Below are 25,403 nucleotides of genomic sequence, written 5' to 3' on the forward strand. Positions count from 1 at the left end.
CAAAGTAAAGGCCTTCTCGTTTTAGGCCATGATGTAATTAGGGCAAAAAAAAGAGACACTAAAAGAGTCTCTTTTTTTTGCCTTGTTTTCATGGGGCAAGTCAGTTTAATAATAAAAGAATTTTTTATACCTTGGAAAATAGGTTGGATTTAGCCTTTTTTATTCAAGATGTTTTTTTTGATAGGCGATTTGTAATGGTATCTTCTTGTGGGGAAGTTTGCCGTATATAAAAGGCCAGTATGAAAGCAATTATGGTCAAACCTGTTGCTATCATGAATGCATCATCCACTCCCATTACGCTGCCCTGTTTAATGGCCGTCGCCATTTGTGATGTATTATCCGGTGATATGTTCCTTTGAGATAAGATTTCCTGAACATGTTTCGTTCCTTGGTTTGTCATGATGGACACAAAGAATGCCATGCCAACAGCACCTGCCACCATTCTCAATGTATTGACCATTGCTGTGCCGTATTTATTTAGGCTAAGTGCCAATTCATTTAATCCGGCTGTGAAGATAGGCATCATCAGTATCGACATTCCGAACATTCTAATGGTATATACCCACACCACATAAGAATAAGACGTATCTGTTTGAAGCCGCGTTAAAAGATAGGTTGTAATGATAGTGATGGCAAGTCCGCTCACCGCAAGCCATCTCGCACCAAATCGATCAAACAGCTTACCTGTGATAGGGGACATGATCCCCATTAAAATCCCGCCAGGCAATAGCATGAGACCGGATTCCATCGGAGTGAACCCACGGATATTCTGCATATAGATCGGCATGATGATCATTCCAGAGAACATACCCATGGTTGCGATGATGTTGATGATTGTCGTTAAAGTGAACATCCGATACCGAAAAATTCTAAATTCCAAAATAGGATGTGATACAGTAAATTGCCTCCAGACAAATAAAATTAAACTGATTCCTCCAACAAGGAACATCGTCAGTACTTCGGGACTGCCCCAGCCCTTGGTACCGCCAGTAGCAAATCCATATAGAACCCCGCCGAATCCGATAGTGGATAGAATGACACCCAGCTTATCGAGTTTAGGCCGGCTGGTTTTCCCTACTTTTTTAATGATGAAAATGGCAAAGATGAAGTCAAGCAGGGCAAATGGGAAAATGATAAAAAACAGAACCCGCCAAGAATAGTTTTGGATAATCCATCCTGATAGCGTAGGTCCTACAGCAGGGGCAAAATTCATCGCGATACCAAATATGCCCATTGCGAAACCGCGTCTGTTAGGCGGAAATAAAGTGAAAATTACATTTGTGATCAACGGGAACAAAATCCCCGCACCTGCAGCTTGAACCACACGTCCGATCAATAAGACGGAGAAGCTGGGGGCAATTCCGCATAAAAAAGTTCCTAAGGCGAAGAGTCCCATCGAAGCTAGATATAATTGTCTTGTATTGAATCGTTCCATTAAGAAAGCGGTAATCGGGATGACAATCCCATTGACCAATAAGAAGATAGTAGTAAGCCAATTCGCTGTTGCAGCTGATATGTCAAAATGAGTCATTAATTGAGGCAATGCGATATTAATTAAAGTCTGATTTAAGAAAGCGACTAGAGCACCAGCCAGCATCACCGCAAACATGGGACCTGTACGTACTTTAGTGATGGCTGTTTTGTCGTGATTCATTATTATGGCACGTCCTTTCCGCTAGGATAGTACAAATTGTACTGCCTGCTATTTTTAAAAGTTTAGAAACTAATTCGTTTCACGAAGTATTAGTGTAAACCCACCTATATTTTCCGGTAAAATACAGCATTTAAGGAGATTCACCTCAATTACGGCTTTTTTGAGGTGTTTATTCTTTATTAACCACTCACTTGACAATATTTCAGGATACATTATCTCTTGGAAATCCCCCAGGTTAACATCCATTCTACAGGTATATCATATTTCAAACAATAATCACCAATATAATACTTACAATGTACCAGAGAAATTTGTGCACTAGGTATAATACTTTAACATTCTACCATTCGTATTCACTAAAAAATAGTTAATTAATGTTGAACAATAAAATCACGACTTTTCCGTATTTTGCGAATAATTATTTTTTTAATATTCAAAATAATTATTGCAATCAATGTACTGGTTAATTATAATACAAAGCATAACAAATAAAAAGTCATTATGAGGGGGTGAAATAATTGAATATTGCAGGGATGAATATAACTTTTAGGAATTTCCCTTTTCATTATTTTTTGGATTGCATGGACAACCTTGGGATTAATAGCATTGAGTTATGGGGTGGGGAGCCACATTTGTATGTTTATCGAAACATATTAGGAAATATAAGGAGTTTGAGAAGGGAAATTAAGTCTAGAAATATGAAAATCATTTGCTATACCCCAGAACAATGTATCTATCCTTATAACATTGCATCCTCGGATGCTCATTGGCGAAAAAAAAGCATGGAATATTTTATGGAAAATCTTTATGCCGCGCTGGAGTTAGACACAAACATGATGCTTATCACTTCTGGAATAGGGGACTTTTCTGTCTCACAAGAGGAATCATGGAAATATGCAAGTGACTCAATCTTTCAATTAACCAAAGTAGCTGAGATGGAAGGTTTGATTCTTGTTTTAGAGCCATTGACAAAGTATGAATCCAATCTGGTAATCGACTCAAAAGGGCTAAAGAAAATGTTAGAGGAAATCCAATCTACTTCATTAAAAGGAATGATAGATACGGTTTCCATGCATCTGGCGGGTGAAACACCTGATGAGTACTATTCCTTCCTTCCCGAATTAGGCCATTTTCACCTAATGGACGGAGATGGTCAATCAGATGCACATTTGGCACTGGATGATGGGGTTTTAAATTGGAGGGAATACTTAACAAGCCTTCAAAGCCATCGTTACAAAGGAAGTTGTACTTTAGAGATTATGGGATCAAATTATTATCAAAATCCAAGAGATGCAATCAAAAAATCAATTGAAAAAGTTAGGGAATTGGGAATTTAATCATCTAATTTGGAGGAACTCTTTATGAGTAATGGCACACTTACACGAAAACTGGGTTTTTGGTCTGCTCTGGCTATTGCTGTTGGAACTACAATAGGGTCGGGTATTTTTGTCTCATCCGGTGATGTTGCAAAGGCTGCGGGTACTCCTTCCATTTCCATTCTAGCCTGGATAATAGGCGGGGTGATTGCCATTCCACAAGTAATGGTACTGGCGGAGTTATCGACAGCATACCCCCAAAATGGAAGCGGTTACGTTTATTTGAATAAAGCTGGGTGGAGGCCTCTGGCATTTTTATATGGATGGGCCACTTTCTGGGCGTTAGATCCTCCATCCATATCGATTATGGCTTTAGCTATCGTTTCTTATTTAGCAACCTTTTTCCCATTTTTCTCTGGGGTCGCCGGGAAATTATTGGGTATTGCGATCATCCTGCTCATCACATCGATTCATTATCGAAGCGTGAAGGAAGGAGGTCTTTTCCAAGTCATTATCACGGCTATCAAGATCATTCCTTTCCTGATTGTCATTGTCTTGGGAATTATGTACATGAACCCTGATAACTTTGCTTATACACCAGGACCTGGTGCCCAAAATTCAAGTTTAATGGGTGGCGTATCCGCAACCACATGGGCATATACGGGAATGGCTGCGATTTGTTTCATGGCTGGGGAGTTCAAAAATCCAGGGAAAATACTTCCGCGGGCTCTTATTAGTTCGGTATTCATCGTGTTGGCTTTATATACACTGTTAGCCGTTTGTGTCATCGGTTTGATGCCGTTTGATGAATTAATCAACTCCAATGCGGCTGTTTCTGAAGCTGTAAAATATATTCCGGGATTATCTGATATTGCATCATCATTCGTGGCCATTACGGCGATTATTGTTATCTTGGGTTCGCTGAGTTCTTGCATAATGTTTCAGCCCCGCCTTGAGTACGCAATGGCAAAGGACGGACTATTCTTTCAACGTTTTGCAAGAGTTCATCCTAAATATGAAACTCCAAGTTTCTCTATCATCGTTCAGGTTGCGTATGCATGTATACTTGTGTGCTTCAGTAATTTAACTGTGTTACTGGGCTATTTCACACTGATTCAATTGGTAATTAACATCCTGGACTTTGCCGCTGTTTATAAATGCCGTAAAAGGGATGATTATAATCCAATCTATCGTATGCCAATGTGGAGGTTAACGACGGTTTTAGCTATTCTTGGAGCATCATGGCTTGCCTGGGGAACATTTACTTGGGCGCCTATTCAAGGAGTGATTGCAGCGCTGATCGTTATCGTAACAGGTCTGCCGGTATACTATTATTGGGAAAGGAAATATGGATCAAAGAAAAATAACGACAGCGATATCGTGGCTTAGCAGAATGATAAGGGAAGTTAGGCCTTCTTTTGATAAACCAAAAAAATTTTAAAATAAAACGATTGTGCAAATTATTATGTTTAGATATAATACAAGACATAACAAATAAAAAGAGGTAAGGGAGGAAGCTGTTAATGCTAAAGTTTGATGAGGAGTTATTTCTAAATCTTGTAGAAAAAGAGGGCCTTGCTTTTAGAGGCCAGATTGAAGAAATCGTAGATGGAATCACAAAAAGGGGCTACAGCAATATTTTCCTTATCGGTGCTGGCGGCACCATAGCCATGATGTATCCATATGAATACATTTTAAAATCAAATTCTACCATCGATGTCCATGCAGAAATTGCTGCTGAGTTCATGGTGATGAATCATAAGCATTTCAGCAAAGATTCAGTCTGCATTTTTACATCTGTATCAGGGACTACTCAAGAAACAGTTGCAGCGGCTGAGTATTGTAAAGAAAAAGGGGCCACTACAATCGCTTTAGTTGCAGAGCCAAATACTCCGTTAACACAAATTGCGGATTACTGTATAACGACCGGTTCTGAAACGCACTCTTTTGATACTTTCTTTATGCTTTTGTACATGGTCGTCTTCCGTTTCATGCATAACAACGATGAATTCCCGCAATATGAACAATTCACGAAGGAGGTTTCTCTACTTCCGCGTGCAATTCTAGATGCCGTTAAATCTTTTGACAAAAAAGCAGAGGAATTCGCCATTACACATAAAGACACGGATTACCACATGATGGTCGGCTCTGGTAACCTCTGGGGAAACACTTATTCATATGCCATGTGCATTTTAGAGGAAATGCAATGGATCCAAGCGAAATCCATCCACGCTGCAGAGTTTTTCCATGGTACGCTTGAACTTGTTGTTGAAGATACAAGTGTTATTTTATTAAAAGGGGAAGATGAAACTAGACCGCTGATGGACCGTGTAGAGAGATTTGTAGAAAAAATCTCAAAAAATATAACGGTTATTGATACCAAAAGCTTTGAAATGGAAGGCATCAGCGAAGAATTCAGAAAGCACTTTTCAGTTAGCATCAACTGGTCAGTATTAAGTCGAATCAGCGTATACCTTGAGCGTGAGAGAAATCATCCATTAACACTTAGAAGATACTATCGCCAAATGGAATATTAAGATAAGTGGAGCACTACTTAGTAGTGCTCTTAAGTTTAAAGAAAGCGGGGGAAAGTGATGAGAGCGGTTACAGTCGGAGATAACTGTATGGATGTTTATCAAAAGAGCGGGGAGGTCTATCCTGGCGGTAATCCTTTAAATGTGGCTGTCTATTTAAGAGGGTTAGGTGCTGAATCTGCTTATATCGGCTGGGTGGGCTCCGATCAATACAGTGAAAAAATGGTTAAAGCGATACAGGAAAAAGGTGTTGATATTTCTCATCTTTCGCGGAAAGAAGGAAAAACAGCTGTTACCTTTGTTGAAATGGTAGGAAATGACCGCAGGTTTGGAGAATACGATGAAGGTGTCATGAAACATTTCCGCTTAACGACGGAAGAACTCCATTACATTCAAACATACCAGCTCATACATTCAGGGATTTGGGGACATGCGGATAAGTACTATTCCTTATTTAAAGAAAATGGAATGCTCACGTCTTTTGATTTCTCAGATCAGCTAGATCACGATCTAGTGAAGACTTTACCGCAGTTTGTTGATTATCCTTTTTTCTCTTATACGAAGGATGATGCTTTTATCCGCCAATTTTTAAAAGATGTAAAAAATCAAGGATCTAAAATTGCGGTCGCCACTTTAGGAGAAAATGGTTCACTTGCCTATGACGGCATTCAATTTTATCAATGCGGTGCCGTTGAAGCGAATGTGGTGGATACAATGGGTGCGGGGGACTCCTTCATTTCCGGTTTTATTTATGGATTATTGAAAGGCCAATCTATCGAAAATTGCTTAGAATTGGGTACAGATTCTGCTGCGAAAACCATTAGCTATTTCGGTGCGTGGTGACTGGGACTGTAAATCATGTATAATAGGTAGTAAATAATAAATTTTGACGGATAAGGATGAATCTAATATGAATTTAAATCCTTCAACCCCCCAGCCACTATATATGCAAATAAGGCAAATGTTGAAGAATGATATTCAGAACGGTAAATACAAACCAGATGAACAAATCCCAACCGAAGCAGAGCTTTGTGAAACTTATAACGTCAGCCGCATCACCATTCGAAAAGCAATCGAGGAATTGGTGAAGGAAGGAACACTGACACGTATTCCGCGCAGGGGAACCTTTGTTGCATCTAATAAGTTTCATAATGAGTTGTTATCCATAAGTGGATTCTCAGAGTTTAGTCATCAGCTTGGGAAGATACCGAATTCCCGGATTTTAAGAAGTGAGGTCATAGCAGCACCAAAAGATGTTGCAGGTCATCTCCTCATTGAAGAAGGAAGCCCCGTTCTCGAACTGGAGCGACTCATGTATGTAGATGAGCGTCCGCTATTCTACGATACCGCTCATTATTCGTTACTTCGTTTTCCGGATTTGGAAAAGAAGATTGCAAGGGATGAATCAACTTATAAGATCCTATTGGAAGATTACCATACCGAAATAGTCAGTAACGATAAAATTATAGACGTGATTGGTGCTACAAAAATCCATGCTAAATATTTAGAATGCGATATTGGCGCAAATTTATTTAGAATAGTGAAGATTGCTTTCGATGCAAACGACCAGCCTGTGCACCTCTCAACGTTCATGTGTGAAGCCAACAAGGTCAATCTGACTGTTCATCGGGCAAAATAGGTCATGCCATTAATTTGGCATGACCTATTTAAACATCTAGTTTTGATTTTCCTCCTCCAAACTTTCTTCTTTGATCATCGCATTTAAAATATCCTTACAATTAAAACATAAGATATTCTTGTTATCTAAAAGAATACCGTTCAGAAAACCAGCCGTACAATACACATCATGTGCACAGCGAACACAAGAGCCAACTAGTTCATCCATCGATACATCCCCCTATTCAGGAAATGGTATATAGTTTGGTGTTCTATTTTGTATAAAGGTAAAGACCAAAATCTTGCATAACGGAAGTGTGCCCCATTTGCCGTAACATGGTAGCTATATTGCCACGATGATATGATCCGTGAGTGACAATGTGTAATACCGATTCGGAAATGGTAGTTTCAAGCGACCCAGCATATGGGTTATCCACAACCATTACCTTTTCCATATCCTCTGTACTCAGAAGTGCTTTGTTTCTTTCGTACAAGTCTATAAATATTTTTTTCATTTCCTCAATACTTTTCTTTTCCACCTCTTCTTTTAATTCACTAGAAGATGCCATTGCTTCATCCATACTTATACCAGAGATAATATCAAACCACGTGTAATCTGTCAGATAAATGTGAGACAACACTTTTGATACCGACGAAAAACCACGCTGAATTTCCTTATGGTAAATGTGTTCTGGAAGTTCATTTAACCGATTGATGATGACTCCATTTGCCCATGCGTGATAGTTATACATTTCTAATACTGGCTCGAGGTGATTCATTAAAAAACCTCCATAAACACTAGTTTTTTCGTATTGGACAATTTATGCAATAAGAACAAAGTATTCAGGTTTATTCAATACAGCATATTCATTAATATGCTGTTCTATAATTTATATAACAATTCCTCCTTATGATTCTTCGGGTATATGTGCTCCTCAAATGTAATATATATATAAATAAGAGGTTTTGAGATAATACGAGCTACAAACATTCGGGTTATAAATGAATAGATAGTGGAGCATCACATATAGGCTTTTTTTCTTGCAGGAAAATAGCACCCAATATCGAACTGATAGTAAAGGAGATGGTAATATGAATCTGAGGATCAAATATAGGCTTTATATCCATGTAGACGGAAAACTTATTCCAGAACAGTATGACCGATACGAGATACTAAACGTCAGAGAAGGTATAGATCCCAATGATACTAAGGATTACCAAGAGCTTATTAAAAAATTGAGTAAGTCGATTAATCGGCCATTAAATGAATTTGAAATAAAAAACTATGAAACAATGTAATTGTAACACCGGAGGGAAACGAATATTTCGTTTTCGAATTTATTCTCCTTCATTACAACGAAATTCTTAACGTTTAAAAGTGTAAATAAGAGAACCGTTTATATCCTGTAGCTTGCTAAATGATCCTCCTCCTTATAATAATAAATGTAAAAATATAAGGAGAGAGGAGATTTATGATCATGCACATATTTATTAGGTGAAAAATGGGTATAAATAATCAAGCAAAACCTTTGTCTTCATTGCAGAACCTCCGTGATCTTTCAATTTTTCTAACCCAGTAGATTTCTGCGCGCCGTCGGAAGAGTCTTTAAAATGGATTACCTGGGTCTATAACTACAATCTTATAAAAGTTTATTAAAATCCATTTTTCATTTTTAATGATAAATGGATTTTTTGTTTTTTTGGAAATATAAACAAAATGATTTTTGAACCGTGAAATCTGGATCCAACAAAAAGTACATACTAATGCCGATGCTGCCAAAGGGTTAGTTTGTTTTGACCAGTAACGAACTTCTTGAGGCATAGTAAAAAATCACTCGAAAATTAGAGGATGTACCTTTAGCGTATATGCCTGGGAATGCATCCCGTATTCGTGTGAAAGCCGCTGGTGATTTAGCCCAGTCTGAAATGAATGAAATGGTGTAGTCTAGGCAGGGGGGAAGGAGCTTTTCATTGTGCGGAGGAAGCTTCCCTTTAGTTAAATAAGTGGAAAAAGAAAAGCGCTAAGGGTAGTGGAATTGACGAAAAATATGACGCATATTTATTTCTTCCTCTCTTGAATTTTTACAATAATGGGAAAAAAGGTGCTTCCTCTGCTAATGCACTAGGTATAGTGCTCGGAACAGTAATTGGGCTTTTGAAAGAAGATTTCCAGATCATATGAAATAAACTGTGATGGTTACAATTGGTGTGGCTATTATAGTTCATAGTCTCGACATGGCTTTGAAGTGTAACGACCTTTATCTTGTAATTGTCAGTTTAGTAGTGTGCGCTATAATTGGGGGAATGGATGAAGTATAAAAATTCCGCCCAGACCAATTATTATATATAGCCACATTGATAATAATAAGATCTATGTAAAACTCTCTTGTATCAAGAGAGTTTTTTTCATGAAAATTTATTTAGCTATGGATTTTTGTTAACGGCGAGCTAAAAAGAAGGGGAGAAGGATGATATGTTTTTAATGAAAAATTTTTCACATTCTCTTTTATAGACTTGCCTTTCCTTGGTCCTGTTTGCGGATTGTTGTTAATGCTTATGAAGATAAAAGCTGATGAGTAGGAGAAATAAAGAGCAGGTTTACAAAATCTTAACATTTGGTTTATGTGGGATTAATGTTTTGTGACTATGATTAAACCGTAATAAACAGTAATGAACATTAAAGATTCCACACTAAATGGAGGCACTTTTTATGAATCGCACATTCAAGAAGAATTGTTACAAGTCTATTCAAGCTTTGATGTTAGGGGTGAGTGTACTGGGATTAGCTGCTTGTGGAGCTACTAATGAGGAGGCTGCTCCAGTGGTTAAGGATCCAAATTCGTTAACCTTGAAAGAAATTGAAACAAAGGCAAAAGAAGAGGGGACTATTAATAGTGTCGGTATGCCTGATTCATGGGCTAACTGGGGAGAAACTTGGAATGAAGTGATGAAAAAATATACATTGGAACACAATGATACAGATTTGTCCAGTGCCGAAGAGATTGCCAAAATGGAATCTGAAGGAGAGAATGCAACAGCCGATATCGGCGATGTAGGGATTTCCTTTGGGCCAATCGCGGAACAAAAAGAATTAACGATGCCATATAAAACTTCCTATTGGGACGGGGTACCTGAGTGGGCAAAAGATGACAATGGAGATTGGGTTGTTGGCTATCAAGGAACGATTGCATTCTTTACTAATAAAGAATTAGTAGATAACCCGCCTAAATCTTGGGATGACATATTAAGAGGGGATTATAAAGTAACAGTGGGAGATGTTCAGCGTGGTACACAGAATCAAATGGCCGTACTTGCTGCCGCTATCGCTAACGGCGGTGATGAAACAAATCTCCAACCAGGAATTGACTTTTTTGCTAAGCTTGCCAAGCAAGGCCGCCTTAGTTTAACTGATGCCAAGCCGGCTAACATCGAAAAAGGGGAAGTGGAAGTTGCCCTTGTTTGGGATTTCAATGCTCTTGGTTACGCTGACCAAATTAACCGCAATCAATTTGAAGTGACCATTCCAACTGAAGGTTCAGTCGTAAGCGGCTACGCAACCATTATTAACAAATTTGCAAAGCATCCGCATGCGGCGATGGCAGCTAGAGAATATATCTTAAGCGATGAAGGACAAATTAATTTAGCTAAAGGATTTGCCCGTCCAATTCGCGATGTAGAACTTCCGAAAGAAGTAGCTGAAAAAATGGTTCCAGAAGAACAGTACAAAAATGCAAAACCAATTGAAGATTACAAAGCTTGGGAAGAAACGGCTAAAAATTTACCTCAGATTTGGCAAGAAGAGGTGTTAGTCCATGTCAAATAAAGTAATAGCAATTGTTGTTGATGGTATGAGATACGATAAAGCATGCGAAGCGCTGGGATTTATTCAGCATTTAGTCGAAACGAATCAAGCGTCACTTTACAAAGTTAAGTCGGAGCTTCCAAGTCTTTCCCGTCCATTATATGAAGTGTTGTTAACAGGTACGCCGGCTTCAATGAATGGGATTACGTCCAATCAAGCCGTTCGTTTATCTACTGAGAAAAGTCTCTTTCATCTTACGAAAGAAAACGGGTTAAGAAACGGAACAGTGTCCTATTACTGGGTAAGCGAACTTTATAATCGTGCGCCATTCCAATTTATTGAAGACCGTGAGCAAGAAGATGAATCCAATCCAATGCAATACGGAAAATTTTATTGGGACGATGACTATCCAGATAGCCATGTGTTAATGGATGCAGAAGCTTTACGCAGAAAGTATGACCCTCACTTTTTATATATTCATCCGCTCGGTGTAGATGTAAAAGGAGAAATTTTTGGCTCGGAATCAAAAGAATATCGTGAGCAAATCCTAAAAATGGGAAGCTTGTTGGCACAACTATTGCCAATTTGGATCAAAGAAGGTTATCACATATTAATTACATCGGATCATGGCATGAGTGAATATGGCAACCATGGCGGCATAACTGATGATGAACGTGATGTACCGCTCTTTATCATTAGTCCAAAAGTTGAGCCTGGCATTTATGGTGAAGTGGTTCCGCAATTAGCTTTTGCACCGCTCGTTTGTGAACTATTAAATATTGAGCCGTCCGATAAAATGATTTCATATCAATTTCCAGGTCTGAAAGGAAATGTCACCCTGTAAAAACATTAAATGATGATTCAAGATTGACTGGAATTGGTTTAACGAATGTACTATTAGACCAATTCCCAAATTGTTAGAGGACATAGAGGAGCGAGAAGTCTTGCGAAAAATAAAAAAACAAAAAATTTACTTATTAGCTCTTTTACTGCCATTTATTATGTTTGTGATTGGATTTGAGATAGGACCATTAGTGGCAATGATTAAAAATAGTTTTTATGCAGATGATGGAATTCAAGTTACGACCGATCAATACTTAACCATATTTAAAAGTGAATTTTACTTACAAGCCATTAAAAATAGCCTGGTCATTTCCTTGTTTTCTGCTATAACTTCTGTGATTGTAGCAGTCATTGCAGCCTATTCGTTTACAAAGTTCTCTCAAAAAATACAAAACCGACTACTGATGGTTACCAATATGACGTCGAACTTTGAAGGGATTCCCCTTTCATTTTCATATATTATCTTACTTGGAAACAATGGGTTGTTTACGTTGCTATTTGCCAAGATTGGTTGGGACCTGTTTGCAGATTTTAATTTATATTCCTGGACAGGCCTCATTCTTGTTTATATTTATTTTCAAATTCCGCTTGCCGTTATGCTCATTTACCCGTCTTATCAAGGAATTAGGCAACAATGGAAAGAAGCATCTTCATTATTAGGAGGGTCAACATTTTCATTTTGGCTTCGGATAGGGGTTCCAGTTCTTTTACCTAGTATTGTAGGTACATTCAGTATTTTGTTTGCTAATGCGATGGGAGCCTACGCAACAGCCTATGCATTGGTCGGCAGCAACTATAACATATTGTCATTGCAAATTGCTTCTCTAGTTGCTAGTGATGTTGCATTAAAGCCGCAGCTAGGTAGTGCGTTGGGAGTTCTTCTAGCTACGACCATGATAGGGGCGATGTGGTTCAATGAAAGAATGATGCGTAGAGTTAGGAGGGATTTACGATGAAGTCGTCATTGACATTTCATAAATTGTTTGTTGGATTACTAGTTATATATTTATTAATTCCGCTTGTAGGAACACTTTTATTCTCGATTGCTGGTAAATGGGATCATACTATTTTACCTGAGAGTTATACAATGAAATGGTATATTGAATTGTTTCAAGATGAACGGTTTTATGATGCTTTCCGACGAACACTGTTTTTAATTGTCATGTCTGTAGGTCTTAGTGTTGTTATAATGCTTCCGACAATTTTTATTATCACGGTATATTTCAGTAAATGGGAAGGATTACTCCAAGCCGCAGCCATGCTTCCTTATGGAGTTCCTCCGATTGTTGGAGCTGTTGGATTAATCAAGCTTTATTCTGCTGGACCGATTCAAATTGCCGGAACACCTTGGATTTTAATTGGTGCTTATTTCATTACCATTCTACCATTTATGTATCAAGGAATTCGTAACAGCCTTCGTACGCTTAATGCTGTACAACTTGTTGATGCAGCTGAATTACTCGGTGCCACAAAATTCCAAGCCTTTCGTACGGTGGTGTTTCCAAATATTATATCTGGAATTTTAGTGTCTACCCTATTATCTGTCTCTCTTTTATTTAGTGAGTTTGCTTTTGCCAATTTGCTTGTCGGGGGCCGATTCGAAACCCTTCAAATTTATCTATCCGACAAACTAAACAGCAGTGGTCACTTAACAAGTGCAATTGTTATAACCTATTATTCAATGATTTTACTTTTAACGGGGACTGTATTAAAGCTTACGTTTAGCAACAAAAGAAATCCTGTCGGGTCAAAATAAGCAGCGAATTCCTTCATTTTTTTAAGAAAATACCGTCATAAAATACTACTTTAGAAGGTGAAAACTAATGAGCTATGTAACCATCGAACAAGTGACTAAGGGATATGACAATCAATTAGTTTTAAATAACATTTCTTTAACATTAAAAAAAGGTGAATTTGCTACACTTCTAGGGCAAAGCGGGTGCGGAAAAAGTACATTATTACGTTCCATTGCGGGACTTGAAGACGTTGATGTAGGAAGAATCTTAATTGATGGAAAAGACATTACTGATTTATCACCGCGTCAGCGTGAAGTCGGTATGGTGTTTCAGTCTTATGCGCTTTTCCCGAATATGAATGTTTTTGATAATATTGCTTACGGCCTTAAAATGAAAAAGGTGAAAAATCTTAAGTCAAAAGTGAAAAATATGATTGATATGGTTGATTTAATAGGAAAAGAAGAGTCTTATCCTCATCAATTATCTGGTGGACAACAGCAGAGGGTTGCTCTTGCCCGTGCGCTTGTCATGGAGCCAAAAGTACTGCTTCTGGATGAGCCGTTAAGCGCATTAGATGCTAAAATTAGAAAAAGTTTGCAAAAAGAATTAAAGAGAATACAGAAAGAATTAGATATCACAACTATTTTTGTTACACATGATCAGGAAGAAGCAATGACGATGTCTGATCGGATTTTTGTCATGAATAAAGGACAAGTTGTACAATCCGGTTCTCCTTCAGAAATTTATACTTCTCCAGTCAATACATTTGTTGCAAAATTTATCGGGAATTATAATGTCTGTAATATGGAAGTTTTCCGAAAACTTGTTCGCACCAGAGAATTAAAAGGAAATGAAGTTGCCATTCGTCCAGAAGTTTTACAATTAGTTTCTGTTGGTGAAGACAGGTTGGACTTACAAGGGAACTGGGGGATTAAAGGATTCATTAAAGATGTTTCCATGGCCGGTAATGTTTTGAGATATGAAGTAGAAACAGAGGAGTGCGCTTTTCATGTAGACTATCTTCACCACCGTGGGGAAATGTTTGAGCAAGGAGCACGCGTTCAAATTCTTGTACCGAAGAAAGAATGCATTATGTTATAAAGTATTGATGATCTAGGGGGGAGAAATATGTCTGTTTTGCCTGAAGAAAGAAAGAATGAAATTTTAAAAGAACTTAACAAAATGGGAAAAGTAAAAGTTATAGAATTAGTTGATCAATTTAATGTTTCAGAGGAAACGATTCGACGCGATTTGATGATATTAGAGGAAAAAGGACTGTTAAAGAGGGTTTACGGTGGAGCGATTAAAACAGTCTTTGAATTTGAGGAGCCTCCATTTACACAGCGTACAACGGTGAATCAAGATGCGAAAATCAAGGTTGGGAAAAAAGCGGTGGAACTTATTTCCAACGGAGATGTGATTGCCATTGATGTAGGTACAACCATGCTTGAATTTGCCCAGTGTATTGAAAATAAAAAAGACATTACGATTTTAACCAATTCTCTTCCTGTGTCGTCTGTGTTGACCGAATTGCTCAATCAAAATAAGTTTACAGGACAAATTCTATTACTGGGAGGACAAATTGATCCAAAGCATCAATCTATATGCGGGGGTCTCACTGAACAAATGTTAAATCAATTTAATATCGATAAAGCGTTCATTTCGGCTGGTGGTGTTTCCATTCAAAGTGGTGTTAGTAATTATCATTTACGTGAAACATTAGTTTCACGCAAAATGATCGAGGTATCAAAGCAAGTCATATTGCTAACGGATTACTCTAAAATTGGTGTTGACACCTTTTGTAAAGTTTGTCCTCTAGAAAAAGTAGATGTGATTGTCTGCGAGCAGCCATTTCCAGAGGAATGGAGAAATGATTCAAAATTAGAGGAAGTCAATTGGATTCAAGCATAGCCCATAAAAGAGTAGGAAGAGGGAGTACTCTCTTTTTTTGATAGCAGCAAAAAAAGCTAGAAAGAAAATTTAATGGATAGAATGAAAAGGAGCTATATAGCATGAGTTTCATTGCGATAGACTTAGACGGAACATTATTAAACGACCAGAATGAAATTAGTGAAGAAAATATAAAGGCGATTCAATATGCCCAAAATAGAGGCTTTGAAGTAGTTATTTCAACAGGGCGGGCTTATTTTGACGTTCAAACAATATGTGAAAAAGCCGGGATATCCCCATTTGTAATCGGGACAAATGGAGCAACCATTCATTCAAAAAGCGCAAAGTGCATTTCTTCTATTACGATAACTAAAGATCGTGTTGAATCCATTCTCCAATGGTTAGATGAACGGAATTATTATTACGAAGTGTTCACTGATAAAGCCATCTATACTCTTAAAAAAGGAAGAGAACATTTCCATAACGAGATTAAAAGTTTGAAAAGCGCAGATTTGAATCCAGATATGAAAGAATTAGTTGAAATAGCGGAAAGGCAATTTGACCAGTTTGGATATGTTTTAGTTGAAAACTATCATGATATCTTAAAACAGGAGGAAGAATTCTATAACATTTTAGCATGTTCTTTTGATGAAAATAAATTAGAGGAAGCCTGGAACCAATTCAAAAAGTTTGATGAGTTGATGGTCGTTTCATCTGCTGATCATAACATTGAGATTACCAGTAAAAAAGCTTCAAAAGGAATAGCCCTTGAAAAATTGGCTTTCTTGATGAATGGCTCATTAGATACGGCTATGGCAATCGGGGACAGCAACAATGATTTATCCATGTTCCAGAAAGTTGGATACAGCGTAGCGATGGGAAATGCAAAAGATGTCATAAAAACTGTTTGTACAACGACAACCCTTAATAATGATGAAAATGGGGTAGCTTATGCGATTTATCGATATATGGAGAACTTCGTGGTTCAAAAATAAGTGTCAATGCCAAAGGAGAGAGCGATAAAATGGCATGGATATATATCATAATGGCAGGACTTTTGGAAATTGTCTGGGTGATTGGTCTTAAACATTCATACGGATTCACCAAAATTATACCTAGTATATTTACGGTAGTTATTATAATCTTTAGTTTCTTTTTACTTTCAAAAGCTTTACATTCAATACCATTAGGAACTGGTTACGCCATTTTCACTGGATTGGGAACGGTTGGAACTGTAGTAATTGGGATGCTTTTTTGGGGTGAGACCATTGATCCACTGAAAGTATTTTTTATGGCTTTAATGATATTAGGGATAATTGGAATAAAAGTCAATCCAGCAGAGCCTAAACATTAAAGGAAATGAACTGATATACAAGGTTAGGGGATGATTCAATGGCTTGGTTTTTTCTTATTATTGCCGGATTTGCCGAGATTGGTAGTGTTATTAGCCTGAAGCGTGCAGACGGCTTTAAAAAATTGCTCCCCTCTGTAGCGTGTCTTTTTTTGGGTAGTTTAAGCTTTTATTTTCTATCCTTGTCATTAACTTCACTTCCAGTGGGTACTGCCTATGCAATATGGACCAGTATCGGCTCAGTTGGAAGTGTTTTAGCAGGAATGATCTTCTTTAATGAACCTAGAAGTTTAAGATTAAACCTATTCATTATTTGTATCATTGTAGGCGCTATAGGTATTAAAATGACTTCTGGACATTAATCGAAAAAGACTTTTAATTTAAGGAGCTAATTGATGATTCCCGTATGGTGTGGGAGGCATTCTTTTAGGCTTCATTGGTCGAATTGTATTCATCTATATATTATTCAATTAATTAGTGTAACTCATCAAAATTAATCAAAATGGTATGTTAAGCGGACCGGTAGAAAAAAGTGGCACAGCAGTTTCTATAGCCTGCTTAGTTGGATATGCCCCTTCTATGTTTGGATTTATTCTACACGGAAGCATGTTCGACCGATCACCAGGAATAGAGGGCAAAAGACTTGTCTTTTGACAATGATTGCGTTCTGTGTCAAAGGTTTTATTATAAGCAGCTTAGTTAAAAATCGTAAACAAGAAAAAAATCAACAAAACTTTTTAAAAAAATCAAATGCTTAATTAAAGGTGGGGAAAAAATGAAAATTGGATTAGAAACAGAAAGCTATCACTTGCAATTTATTACGGGTCGAATGGATATTTTCGGTTTTATCAGAAAAACAGCTGAGTTGGGATTAGACGGAGTCATGATCAATATTGTTCCATGGCCAGGGTTGTCAGGATGGGGTACATTAGAATCATTTGAGCCGGAATATTTAGAGAGAGTAAGAAAAGAAATTCAAAAGTATGGATTTTTCGCTGAAATAGACACAAATGGAAGCGATCCGGAACATCTAAAAGAAGTCATTAAAGCATCACATAGAATCGGAGCGGATGTGATTCGCACGTATACATGCTTGGGAGAGTATGATCCGGAAAGATTGAAAAAAGCACCAGAAGATATCAAACAAATTGTACCATTATTGGAGAAATACAGGATAAAACTAGCTGTGGAAAATCATGAGGAAGAGTTAACAGATGAGGTTATCCAAATAATAAATGAAGTAAACAGCCCTTGGGTTAGCGCTCATTGTGATGTGGGCAACGGAATGATGGCATGGGAGGATCCGGTTGAAGCTGTAAGAAAATTAGCGCCATATGCATTCACAACCCATTTTAAAGATCATATTATCATTCATGATGGAGAGGATTATAGGGTATGTGGTGTACCAGTAGGGACAGGCAATATTGATACAGAAGAGTGTTTTAAAATACTTGTTGAGAAATCTACCCTAACTAGAATCAACGTCGAAATGTGTTTTCCATATGCTGCCAATTTTAAGAGAGAGCTTGGTGCTGGCGGAATCTTTTCGGTTGGAGAAGGAGCTTTCAAAGTCGAACAACCACCATATGATTTAAGTGTCATTAAACCATTGGATTACTATTATCCTCCAAAAGAACTTTTAGAACAAATGATTGAAGATCAAGAAAAAGGTACAGTACAATCGGTTAAGTATACCCTTGCATTACGGGATAAATATTGCCGATAAATAATATGTAGAAGCAGGGGTGTTGTATAATTCTGTTCATATCATAAAAATTATTACAGCTGTACTTGCTATTGAGTTGATAGAGAGCCTCTTTTGATTGCCAACATTACTGTCGCTTTGCTTTACGAATTCCAACACACGGTTCTTTAATAAGTGTCGCCTGTCTTGTTATAGTAATAGTAACGGATACTAGTTCATTATGACATTAAAAAGCCGCTCCCATTAAAGAGAGGGGCTTTTTCTTATTTTGATTTTTGACTATTTCTGCACTTTTACAGATTCAGTATATACTTACGATGTTTCATCCTGCCGTGCATTTTTTTGTAAAAGATCACGGATTTCCTTTAAATATTGCTCGGATGCCGGTACCGCTTCCAATACCTCTTCCTCGTTCGCTTGTTTTTTTCTAATAAGAGAATTCGCTACCTTCATAAACATGAAAATCGCAAATGAAATGATCAAGAAATCAATCACAGCTTGGACAAATATACCGTATTTAAGAACTGCGTTTCCAACTTTAATGGTTAACGAAGAAACATTGATCCCCCCTAATATAATTCCTACTAGCGGTGTGATAATATTTTCGACTAGTGATGAAACGATCTTCCCAAAAGCAGCACCCATTACTACAGCTATTGCAAGATCGAGAACGTTTCCTTTAGTAATAAATTCCTTGAATTCCTTTATCATTGTAACTACACCTTTCTTTTTTCAATTGATAAAAGCATATCAGAAACATGGTGAAAATTGAATAGTGTAAGAGGCATCCTTAATACCAAAGATAGGACCATCCAACCTTTTAATCATTTGAATCCGTTAATATAATGCCAATCACGACACTCCGATCAAAGGAGATAAAACGTTGGAAGGGCAGAACGGGAACGACTATGGCGTCATTTTTCAATGTCACGCAAGGCCGTTTTTACCAACTTGAGGAAGGGGGTGAATATAAATGTATTCGTTTGGCGATAATTATATTATTGTACTACCCCCTAAGTGGTACTCCTCCATTGTTAAAAGCCCTTCTCTTAATTGAGAAGGGTTTTTTGTTTTGGGATTTGTTAAATGATTTTTGTTAATAGGAGGTATTTGGACTGAACTTAGATCGAATTGGATTTTTTATACTTCTTTCCAACCAACAATATCAGAGGGGAACCTATAATGCTTGGAAGAAACCAAAAAATTAATGGGTTCCATTCATTCAAGATAGTTATATTGGATACATTTACTACAAGAATTGCTGTACAAATAGCGATATAGGAACCGAGCATCCCGCTAATATGAGAGGCAATCCAGTTTTTCCATTTCTTCTTACCAGCTACATAGCCTATAAATGCGAAAGAATATGAAAATATTCCAATGAAAAATAAATATGCGCTGCTTTCCCAATTCAATATTGCCATAGTCAGGGATGTGACAAAGACTACAACATATGCACTGTGATAAATTTCACCACAAATTGTATGCATACCTCTTTTTTTCTTTGAAGACATAGCACCTATTCCACTAATAAGACATATTGCTCCAGCGCAAATGTGAATGAACAGAATGGTCTTAAAGATAAGCAACCTTCCCTTCGTTAAATAATCTTTATCAAAATGTAACAGATTAAATATTTATTTTATTATAATACAAATATTTACTAAAAATATGAATGTTAATTTTCAAAGAAAAAATCAATTCAGTTAGGGCGGATGAGTTTCCATACAATGAAACGTCCTTTGCAAAACGGTCAGGCGCTGTATTTGTTGCGGAAAATCGTCAGTGAATCTGGTTTTTATGTGTTCATTTCTATATTTGGAATAAAGGGTCAGTGCGGTACACAAAAGGGAATTGTGTATCGTCCTTTTCAGGGAAAAAGGAGGATTTTACGTTTCATTTGGAGAATATTTTGACAAATGGGGGTGGAATAATTGCGACAGCATATTGAACAGGATTTATATAAAGAGGATATTTTTAGGATGATTGTTAAGCACCTTGATGTATTTCCGTTGACTAGTATAGAGGCTATCAGAGAAGTGATCAGAAGTTCTTTAAATCAAAGAGGCTTGATAGGGGGGATAACCAAACAAACAGGAGCCGCTGCATATAACCGAAAAATATCAGACCAGGATATCCAATTAATAAATGAGTGTATTTGTGACCTCTTAAATAGCCGCGTTATCCAACCTGGTATTAATGAAGTCAATCAGGATTTACCATGGATTTCTGTTTCTGATAAAGAGAAACTTGAAACATTGGTGAACTCCCAATCTTAACTTTTTACATATCAAAGCCCTTCTCTATATCGAGAAGGGCCAATTTTATTTGAATATAATAATCCATAATAGCAATTTTATAAAAACCTCTAATTAATTGTATTTTAACCTGTAAGATGGGATTCAAACATATCAATAATTTCAAGGAAACGTTCGGCCTCACGGAAAACGTGATCAGCCAATAGTGGATGAATGATGCTCTTGATTTTGCATTCTTCGATTAAATCTCTGGCCGTTTTCTTAAAGTCTCGAAGTGATACGACGGAAACACGGTTCTGATCTAGAAATTGATCCAGAAGAGGGGCCGTTTGAGATTGCGGTTTCATGGACTCTAAGTCTACGGCTTGAAAGACTAATTGATCAAAATCATTACTAAAGTTTCGCGCCATATCCACCAGCTTTCTTTCCGATGGATCAAGGAGATGTCCAATGAATTTTGCATGATCCGCCATGATTCTTAAAAAGAAAACATTTTCTTTGATGATCGCATCTGCCAGTGGTTTCAATTTACCTTCATTTAATTCTTTTAATCGTTTTCTAAAATAATTGGCTTCTCTGCTTGTATGGTCAACTAAAAGTGGGAAGTTGTTTGCACCAGGCAATTTACAGGTGAGTATTAATCCTAATACCTTCCTTTTAAATAAAAATATGCCTGTAGCAGCTTGTTGCACCTCCGCGTTAAATCTCCTGATCTGTTCTGGATCAGCTTGATTTGTAAATGAATGGGATTGCTGTTCTATCCGTTCAAATAAAAGATAAAACTGATTAGCTTCCTCAATTAGCTGTGTATCTTCACATCTAAAACCTAGTCTTAGAAATAACGAGTGTTCCTTCATTATTCTTGACCAAAAACGAATCTCATCTAAAGAGCGTTCAACAAACATTCCAGAGTTTTTCCTCATATTGGCTTCCTGTGTGTTCTCACTCATAACTAATGCCCCCTTTTAACAAATCCATCATTAAAAGCATATTAAGGAGGGGGCATTATTATTCTGCTCGAATTGCAAATCGTATCATTACCGATATCCTTTTAACATCTCAAACCATTGAGTTTTTTTGTTTTCTCTTGTAGGATTTGATTCATCCATGTTCTTGAAGAAAAGTAAGCGAGTATAAAGGAAGGGAAATGGATTTCGAACTGAGGGATGTACAAAAATCCTGGACGATTTGAGTCTTATCTAAAGGCTGTTTTCACATACTTTGTTGCTATTTACCAGGTAGTGATTTGTGGTTGATTTCCCCTCCAGATGCTCGCTTTCCTTGGTGCGGGCGGTGAGCCTCCTCGGCGTAAACGCCTGTGGGGTCTCACCTGTCCCGCTGCTCCCGCAGGAGTCTCGCACTTCCGCTCCAATCAACCTTAAATAGTTTCGTTTAAAAACAACAATCTTTACGAAAAGAGCCTATCTAAAAAACCCTTAGACTTAAATCATTCTAAGGGTTTCTACATTTAATTTATCCGTTTCAATAAGTTACAGTTGAAAGTCATTTGTCACCAAGTTCGTTTATTTTTTTCGTAAGCTCATTAAACTTCTTATCGAGTTCTGTGTACTCTTTATCGTTTGGAGTCATAAAGCTAAGCTTTCCCAAAACTTCCTGCCTTTCTGTTTCAAGTGTTAATCGCAGTTCTTCCAAATTATCTCTTTTTGAGGATGTTGATTCATGCAATTGCTTTTGTATGCGATTATTCGAAATGACAAGTTTGCTGCTTGTCGTTTTTTCGAGAAAATATCGATCATGCGAAACGACGATTAGCGTTCCAGTATACTGTGCTAAGGTTTCTTCAAGTTGTTCCCGTGAAGCTAAGTCCAGATGATTTGTCGGCTCATCCAAAATAAGCACATCTTTTTCTTCTAATATATATTCCATTAACTTACACTTCACCCGTTCACCCATACTCATATTCTTAATGGGTTCTGTCCAATGAGACGCCGTGAAGCCTAAATGCTTCATTAAAGTTTGAACGGTCCCTCTCGACTCGAATGTATCTTTATGAAAAAGCTGGGCGGGTGTTAGTTCAAGTGGTAAATCAAACACTTCTTGCGTCAGATAGCCTATTTTTGCAGATGGAGAAATCCATACATCGCCCGCAAAAGTTTCATGTCCAAGAATTATTTTTAATAATGTCGTCTTTCCGCAGCCGTTGGGGCCTATAATGGAAATCTTCTCACCATGCTGAATCGTGAAATTGACGTTTTTAAACAGTGTTCGCCCGCTAAAAGTCTTCGTTAAATTCTTAACTTCCAAAAAACGTTTTCCCGTCTTGTTTTTTGTTTTAATTGAAAAGCGTACAGTATATTCTGATTCAACAGGTTCAGCTTTTGCTTTTTCAAGCTCTTTTTCAAGACGCTTTTGTTTAGATTTTACCTGTGCATCCATTCGCTTCGCTTTCACGCGATAGTATTCCTTAACTCCTTCCTTTTTCGTCGATTGTGAATGGGCTTTTTTTGACCAAGAAGTAATTTCTTTCATTTGTCCCTCAATCCGTTCAACCATTTTTTGCTGTTTTTCATATTCACGTTGTTGTGTAAGTCTTTTCTGTTTGCGAACCTCCATATAACTGGAATAATTCCCTCTGTGCTCAATTAGTTTTTTATCTTCAATCGACCAAATTTTCGTTGCTACAGCATCCAAAAAATAACGATCGTGCGAAACAAAAATGATGGTACCTCTATAATTTTTAATTTGTCCTTTGAGGAATTCTAAACTTTCCTCATCAAGGTGGTTCGTCGGTTCATCTAATAGTAAAAGGTCAGCATCTTTAGAAAGTCCTTTTGCTAACCGGGCTTTCAGTTTTTCTCCCCCGCTTAATTGTGGGAAGTCATGGCTTGGTACATGCATTTTATCAAGTAATTTAACTTCTGAAGGCGTCTTATCTTCTGAAGAATGGGACTCGACTTCTTGTTCAACCATAAAAACGTTCACGTCTTGCTGCAGCCATTGGATTTGTCCATGTGCAGGCTCTAAATCATTATTGATTAATTGCAACAACGTAGATTTTCCGGCACCATTTTTACCAATGATACCGATGATCTCGCCTTGTTGAACTGTAGCATTAACTTTTTCAAAAATGTTCTGGTCCAATACTTCATAACTAATATTGGTTAATTTTAAAAGTTCTTTCATATATTCAATCCCTCTCTTTAAGGGAGAATAAAAAAAATCCTCCCAGTTCATTTGGAAGGATTAGTCGTACCTGTGCATTATCAAATAAGAGCTATTTTCACGATAGCTCTAAAATTTATAGAAAATGGGTAGACTAATCCTATTTTGTATGATTTGAAATATGCGATTTCAAATTTAAAAAATAAGATTAGTTAATCATCGGCCACCCATCATCCCTTCTGATATTAATAAAATCAGTATAGCATAAAATAATCTTTGAAAACAAAAGGAAACAGCATATTACTTTGCTTTCAATCTGAATTTAAGGCTGTTTTAACATACTTTGTTGCTATTTACCAAGTAGTGAGTTGTGGTGGTTGATTTCCCCTCCAGATGCTCGCTTTCCTTGGTGCGGGCGGTGAGCCTCCTCGGCGTAAACGCCTGTGGGGTCTCACCTGTCCCGCTGCTCCCGCAGGAGTCTCGCACTTCCGCTCCAATCAACCTTAAATAGTTTCGTTTTAAAAACAACAATCTTTACGAAAAGAGCCAAATTTAAAGATTTAAAATTGTTTTAACCCAATCAAATATCTTATTATAAGGTGGGCAGTGGGCAACCAGCCTGCAGTTTTCACTATATGATGTTTTTATAAGGGATATGTTAAAATCATAAAACATTTACCCCCATAGGGTTGTTTCCTTAAGGAGGACTTTAATATGGAATATATCAAGGGAATCGATGTTTCACATTGGCAAGGTACTATAATTTGGGGGGAAGTTGCAAAGGCAGGCGTGAAGTTCGTTTTTATTAAAGCAACAGAGGGAACGAGTTATTCTAAGCTATCCTATTTCAAAGAAAATGCACCACTAGCATTGGCAGCGGGATTGAAAGTCGGGGCCTATCATTATGCAAAGTTTGCAACTGTTGCAGAAGCAAAGGCTGAGGCTGCTTATTTTTTAGATTCAATCAGCTCGTTTGCTTTAAATTACCCTGTTGTTCTTGATCTTGAGGAAAATAAAAAAAAGGCAAATAAAAAAACGCTGACCGATGCCGCAATCGCCTTTTTAGCAGCCATTGAAAAAGCTGGATACACGGCTATGCTGTATACTGGTAAATACTTTCTCGAAAATGATTTAGATGAATCAAGGTTGAAGAATTACGCTTTTTGGATTGCCAGATACAACAGGACGTTGGGACGCAGCACGGACATTTGGCAGCATTCTGATTCAGGTAAGGTAAGTGGAATCAGCACAAAGGTGGATTTGAATATAGCCTATAGGGATTTTACAAATACCATAAATACTGTTAGGACTGACGAACCACGTGCATTTAAAACTGAAACAACCTCAACTTATACTGTAACAAAAGGCGACACACTTAGCTTCATTGCAAAAAAACATAAAACAACCGTAAAATCGCTTGTCAGTCTAAACGGAATTAAAGACCCAGACAAAATTTATATCGGTCAAAAATTAAGGTTGAAATGAGCAAAGGAACTTTCAAAAGGTCAAAACAAGTAGGGGGAGCGGGTTTGCGATACTCGCGGGAAAAGCGAGTCCAGGGGGAGACCCCACAG

Annotated in this window: 25 protein-coding genes; 18 read left to right on the plus strand and 7 right to left on the minus strand. The window is 37.5% G+C overall.

Annotation, left to right across the window (positions count from 1 at the left end):
- Positions 1-163: 163 nt before the first annotated feature.
- Positions 164-1,654 carry a DHA2 family efflux MFS transporter permease subunit gene (locus ACJ9PY_RS09095; protein WP_411739825.1) on the minus strand — a complete coding sequence of 497 codons (1,491 nt, stop codon included), beginning with the start codon at positions 1,652-1,654 and terminating at the stop codon, positions 164-166.
- A gap of 518 nt (positions 1,655-2,172) precedes the next feature.
- On the opposite strand from ACJ9PY_RS09095, the gene ACJ9PY_RS09100 reads away from it, so the two are divergent.
- The 5 genes from ACJ9PY_RS09100 (at position 2,173) to ACJ9PY_RS09120 (ending at position 7,143) form a co-directional block, all read left to right on the plus strand.
- Entirely contained in the window at positions 2,173-2,991 is an 819-nt protein-coding gene (locus ACJ9PY_RS09100) for a TIM barrel protein (RefSeq protein ID WP_411739826.1), read from the plus strand.
- A 24-nt stretch (positions 2,992-3,015) separates the two neighbouring features.
- Positions 3,016-4,359, plus strand: a complete 1,344-nt coding sequence (locus ACJ9PY_RS09105; protein ID WP_400449747.1) for an amino acid permease — start codon at positions 3,016-3,018, stop codon at positions 4,357-4,359.
- A 134-nt stretch (positions 4,360-4,493) separates the two neighbouring features.
- Positions 4,494-5,507, plus strand: a complete 1,014-nt coding sequence (locus ACJ9PY_RS09110; RefSeq protein ID WP_053534516.1) for an SIS domain-containing protein — start codon at positions 4,494-4,496, stop codon at positions 5,505-5,507.
- Between the two features lie 57 nt (positions 5,508-5,564).
- Complete coding sequence (gene frlD / locus ACJ9PY_RS09115; protein WP_411739827.1) at positions 5,565-6,347, plus strand: fructoselysine 6-kinase; 783 nt, start codon at positions 5,565-5,567, stop codon at positions 6,345-6,347.
- A gap of 67 nt (positions 6,348-6,414) precedes the next feature.
- Positions 6,415-7,143, plus strand: a complete 729-nt coding sequence (locus tag ACJ9PY_RS09120) for a GntR family transcriptional regulator (protein ID WP_411739828.1) — start codon at positions 6,415-6,417, stop codon at positions 7,141-7,143.
- 36 nt (positions 7,144-7,179) lie between these two features.
- Here the strand turns inward: ACJ9PY_RS09120 and ACJ9PY_RS09125 are convergent, their stop codons facing one another.
- Both ACJ9PY_RS09125 and ACJ9PY_RS09130 read right to left on the minus strand, forming a co-directional pair.
- Positions 7,180-7,350 (minus strand): hypothetical protein, encoded by a 171-nt coding sequence (locus ACJ9PY_RS09125; protein ID WP_170946962.1) that lies wholly within the window; start codon positions 7,348-7,350, stop codon positions 7,180-7,182.
- A 43-nt stretch (positions 7,351-7,393) separates the two neighbouring features.
- Positions 7,394-7,900, minus strand: coding sequence for a DinB family protein (locus ACJ9PY_RS09130; protein ID WP_411739829.1), 507 nt, complete (start codon positions 7,898-7,900; stop codon positions 7,394-7,396).
- A gap of 313 nt (positions 7,901-8,213) precedes the next feature.
- Here ACJ9PY_RS09130 and ACJ9PY_RS09135 point away from each other — a divergent pair, with 313 nt between their 5' ends.
- From ACJ9PY_RS09135 to ACJ9PY_RS09185, 11 genes are all read left to right on the plus strand, one after another.
- The gene (locus tag ACJ9PY_RS09135) at positions 8,214-8,420 is read left to right on the plus strand and encodes a hypothetical protein (protein WP_053534520.1); all 207 of its coding nucleotides are present in this window, start codon (positions 8,214-8,216) and stop codon (positions 8,418-8,420) included.
- A 1,411-nt stretch (positions 8,421-9,831) separates the two neighbouring features.
- Positions 9,832-10,944, plus strand: a complete 1,113-nt coding sequence (locus tag ACJ9PY_RS09140; RefSeq protein ID WP_187049154.1) for an ABC transporter substrate-binding protein — start codon at positions 9,832-9,834, stop codon at positions 10,942-10,944.
- Complete coding sequence (locus ACJ9PY_RS09145) at positions 10,934-11,767, plus strand: alkaline phosphatase family protein (RefSeq protein ID WP_411739830.1); 834 nt, start codon at positions 10,934-10,936, stop codon at positions 11,765-11,767. Before ACJ9PY_RS09140 ends, ACJ9PY_RS09145 begins: the two co-directional genes overlap by 11 nt.
- Positions 11,768-11,867: 100 nt before the next feature.
- Entirely contained in the window at positions 11,868-12,722 is an 855-nt protein-coding gene (locus tag ACJ9PY_RS09150) for an ABC transporter permease (protein WP_095679490.1), read from the plus strand.
- On the plus strand, positions 12,719-13,522 hold the full coding sequence (locus ACJ9PY_RS09155; protein WP_063576768.1) for an ABC transporter permease: 804 nt from the start codon (positions 12,719-12,721) through the stop codon (positions 13,520-13,522). Before ACJ9PY_RS09150 ends, ACJ9PY_RS09155 begins: the two co-directional genes overlap by 4 nt.
- A gap of 67 nt (positions 13,523-13,589) precedes the next feature.
- The gene (locus ACJ9PY_RS09160) at positions 13,590-14,603 is read left to right on the plus strand and encodes an ABC transporter ATP-binding protein (protein WP_411739831.1); all 1,014 of its coding nucleotides are present in this window, start codon (positions 13,590-13,592) and stop codon (positions 14,601-14,603) included.
- Between the two features lie 27 nt (positions 14,604-14,630).
- Entirely contained in the window at positions 14,631-15,413 is a 783-nt protein-coding gene (locus tag ACJ9PY_RS09165) for a DeoR/GlpR family DNA-binding transcription regulator (RefSeq protein WP_411739832.1), read from the plus strand.
- A gap of 101 nt (positions 15,414-15,514) precedes the next feature.
- Complete coding sequence (locus ACJ9PY_RS09170) at positions 15,515-16,387, plus strand: Cof-type HAD-IIB family hydrolase (protein ID WP_191930285.1); 873 nt, start codon at positions 15,515-15,517, stop codon at positions 16,385-16,387.
- Positions 16,388-16,416: 29 nt separating this feature from the next.
- Entirely contained in the window at positions 16,417-16,746 is a 330-nt protein-coding gene (locus ACJ9PY_RS09175) for a DMT family transporter (RefSeq protein ID WP_034313138.1), read from the plus strand.
- A gap of 38 nt (positions 16,747-16,784) precedes the next feature.
- Positions 16,785-17,105, plus strand: a complete 321-nt coding sequence (locus tag ACJ9PY_RS09180) for a DMT family transporter (protein WP_034313134.1) — start codon at positions 16,785-16,787, stop codon at positions 17,103-17,105.
- Positions 17,106-17,518: 413 nt separating this feature from the next.
- Positions 17,519-18,469 (plus strand): sugar phosphate isomerase/epimerase family protein, encoded by a 951-nt coding sequence (locus tag ACJ9PY_RS09185; RefSeq protein WP_411739833.1) that lies wholly within the window; start codon positions 17,519-17,521, stop codon positions 18,467-18,469.
- Positions 18,470-18,760: 291 nt separating this feature from the next.
- Here ACJ9PY_RS09185 and mscL read toward each other — a convergent pair whose 3' ends face one another.
- Together mscL and ACJ9PY_RS09195 are read right to left on the minus strand one after the other, a co-directional pair.
- Positions 18,761-19,159, minus strand: coding sequence for a large conductance mechanosensitive channel protein MscL (gene mscL, locus ACJ9PY_RS09190; RefSeq protein WP_268572780.1), 399 nt, complete (start codon positions 19,157-19,159; stop codon positions 18,761-18,763).
- A 410-nt stretch (positions 19,160-19,569) separates the two neighbouring features.
- A complete protein-coding gene (locus tag ACJ9PY_RS09195) occupies positions 19,570-20,037 on the minus strand; it encodes a DUF2306 domain-containing protein (RefSeq protein WP_095679504.1) in 468 nt (155 codons plus the stop codon).
- A gap of 345 nt (positions 20,038-20,382) precedes the next feature.
- On the opposite strand from ACJ9PY_RS09195, the gene ACJ9PY_RS09200 reads away from it, so the two are divergent.
- Positions 20,383-20,727: a hypothetical protein gene (locus ACJ9PY_RS09200; protein WP_411739834.1), complete on the plus strand. Its 345-nt coding sequence runs from the start codon at positions 20,383-20,385 to the stop codon at positions 20,725-20,727.
- Positions 20,728-20,831: 104 nt separating this feature from the next.
- Here ACJ9PY_RS09200 and ACJ9PY_RS09205 read toward each other — a convergent pair whose 3' ends face one another.
- Entirely contained in the window at positions 20,832-21,656 is an 825-nt protein-coding gene (locus ACJ9PY_RS09205; RefSeq protein ID WP_400449751.1) for a DUF2935 domain-containing protein, read from the minus strand.
- Between the two features lie 553 nt (positions 21,657-22,209).
- The gene (abc-f, locus tag ACJ9PY_RS09210; RefSeq protein WP_411739835.1) at positions 22,210-23,850 is read right to left on the minus strand and encodes a ribosomal protection-like ABC-F family protein; all 1,641 of its coding nucleotides are present in this window, start codon (positions 23,848-23,850) and stop codon (positions 22,210-22,212) included.
- Between the two features lie 693 nt (positions 23,851-24,543).
- Here abc-f and ACJ9PY_RS09215 point away from each other — a divergent pair.
- On the plus strand, positions 24,544-25,314 hold the full coding sequence (locus ACJ9PY_RS09215) for a GH25 family lysozyme (RefSeq protein WP_411739837.1): 771 nt from the start codon (positions 24,544-24,546) through the stop codon (positions 25,312-25,314).
- Positions 25,315-25,403: the final 89 nt, after the last annotated feature.

The sequence above is a fragment of the Peribacillus sp. S4 genome (assembly GCF_046715815.1).
GTDB lineage: Bacteria > Bacillota > Bacilli > Bacillales > DSM-1321 > Peribacillus > Peribacillus frigoritolerans.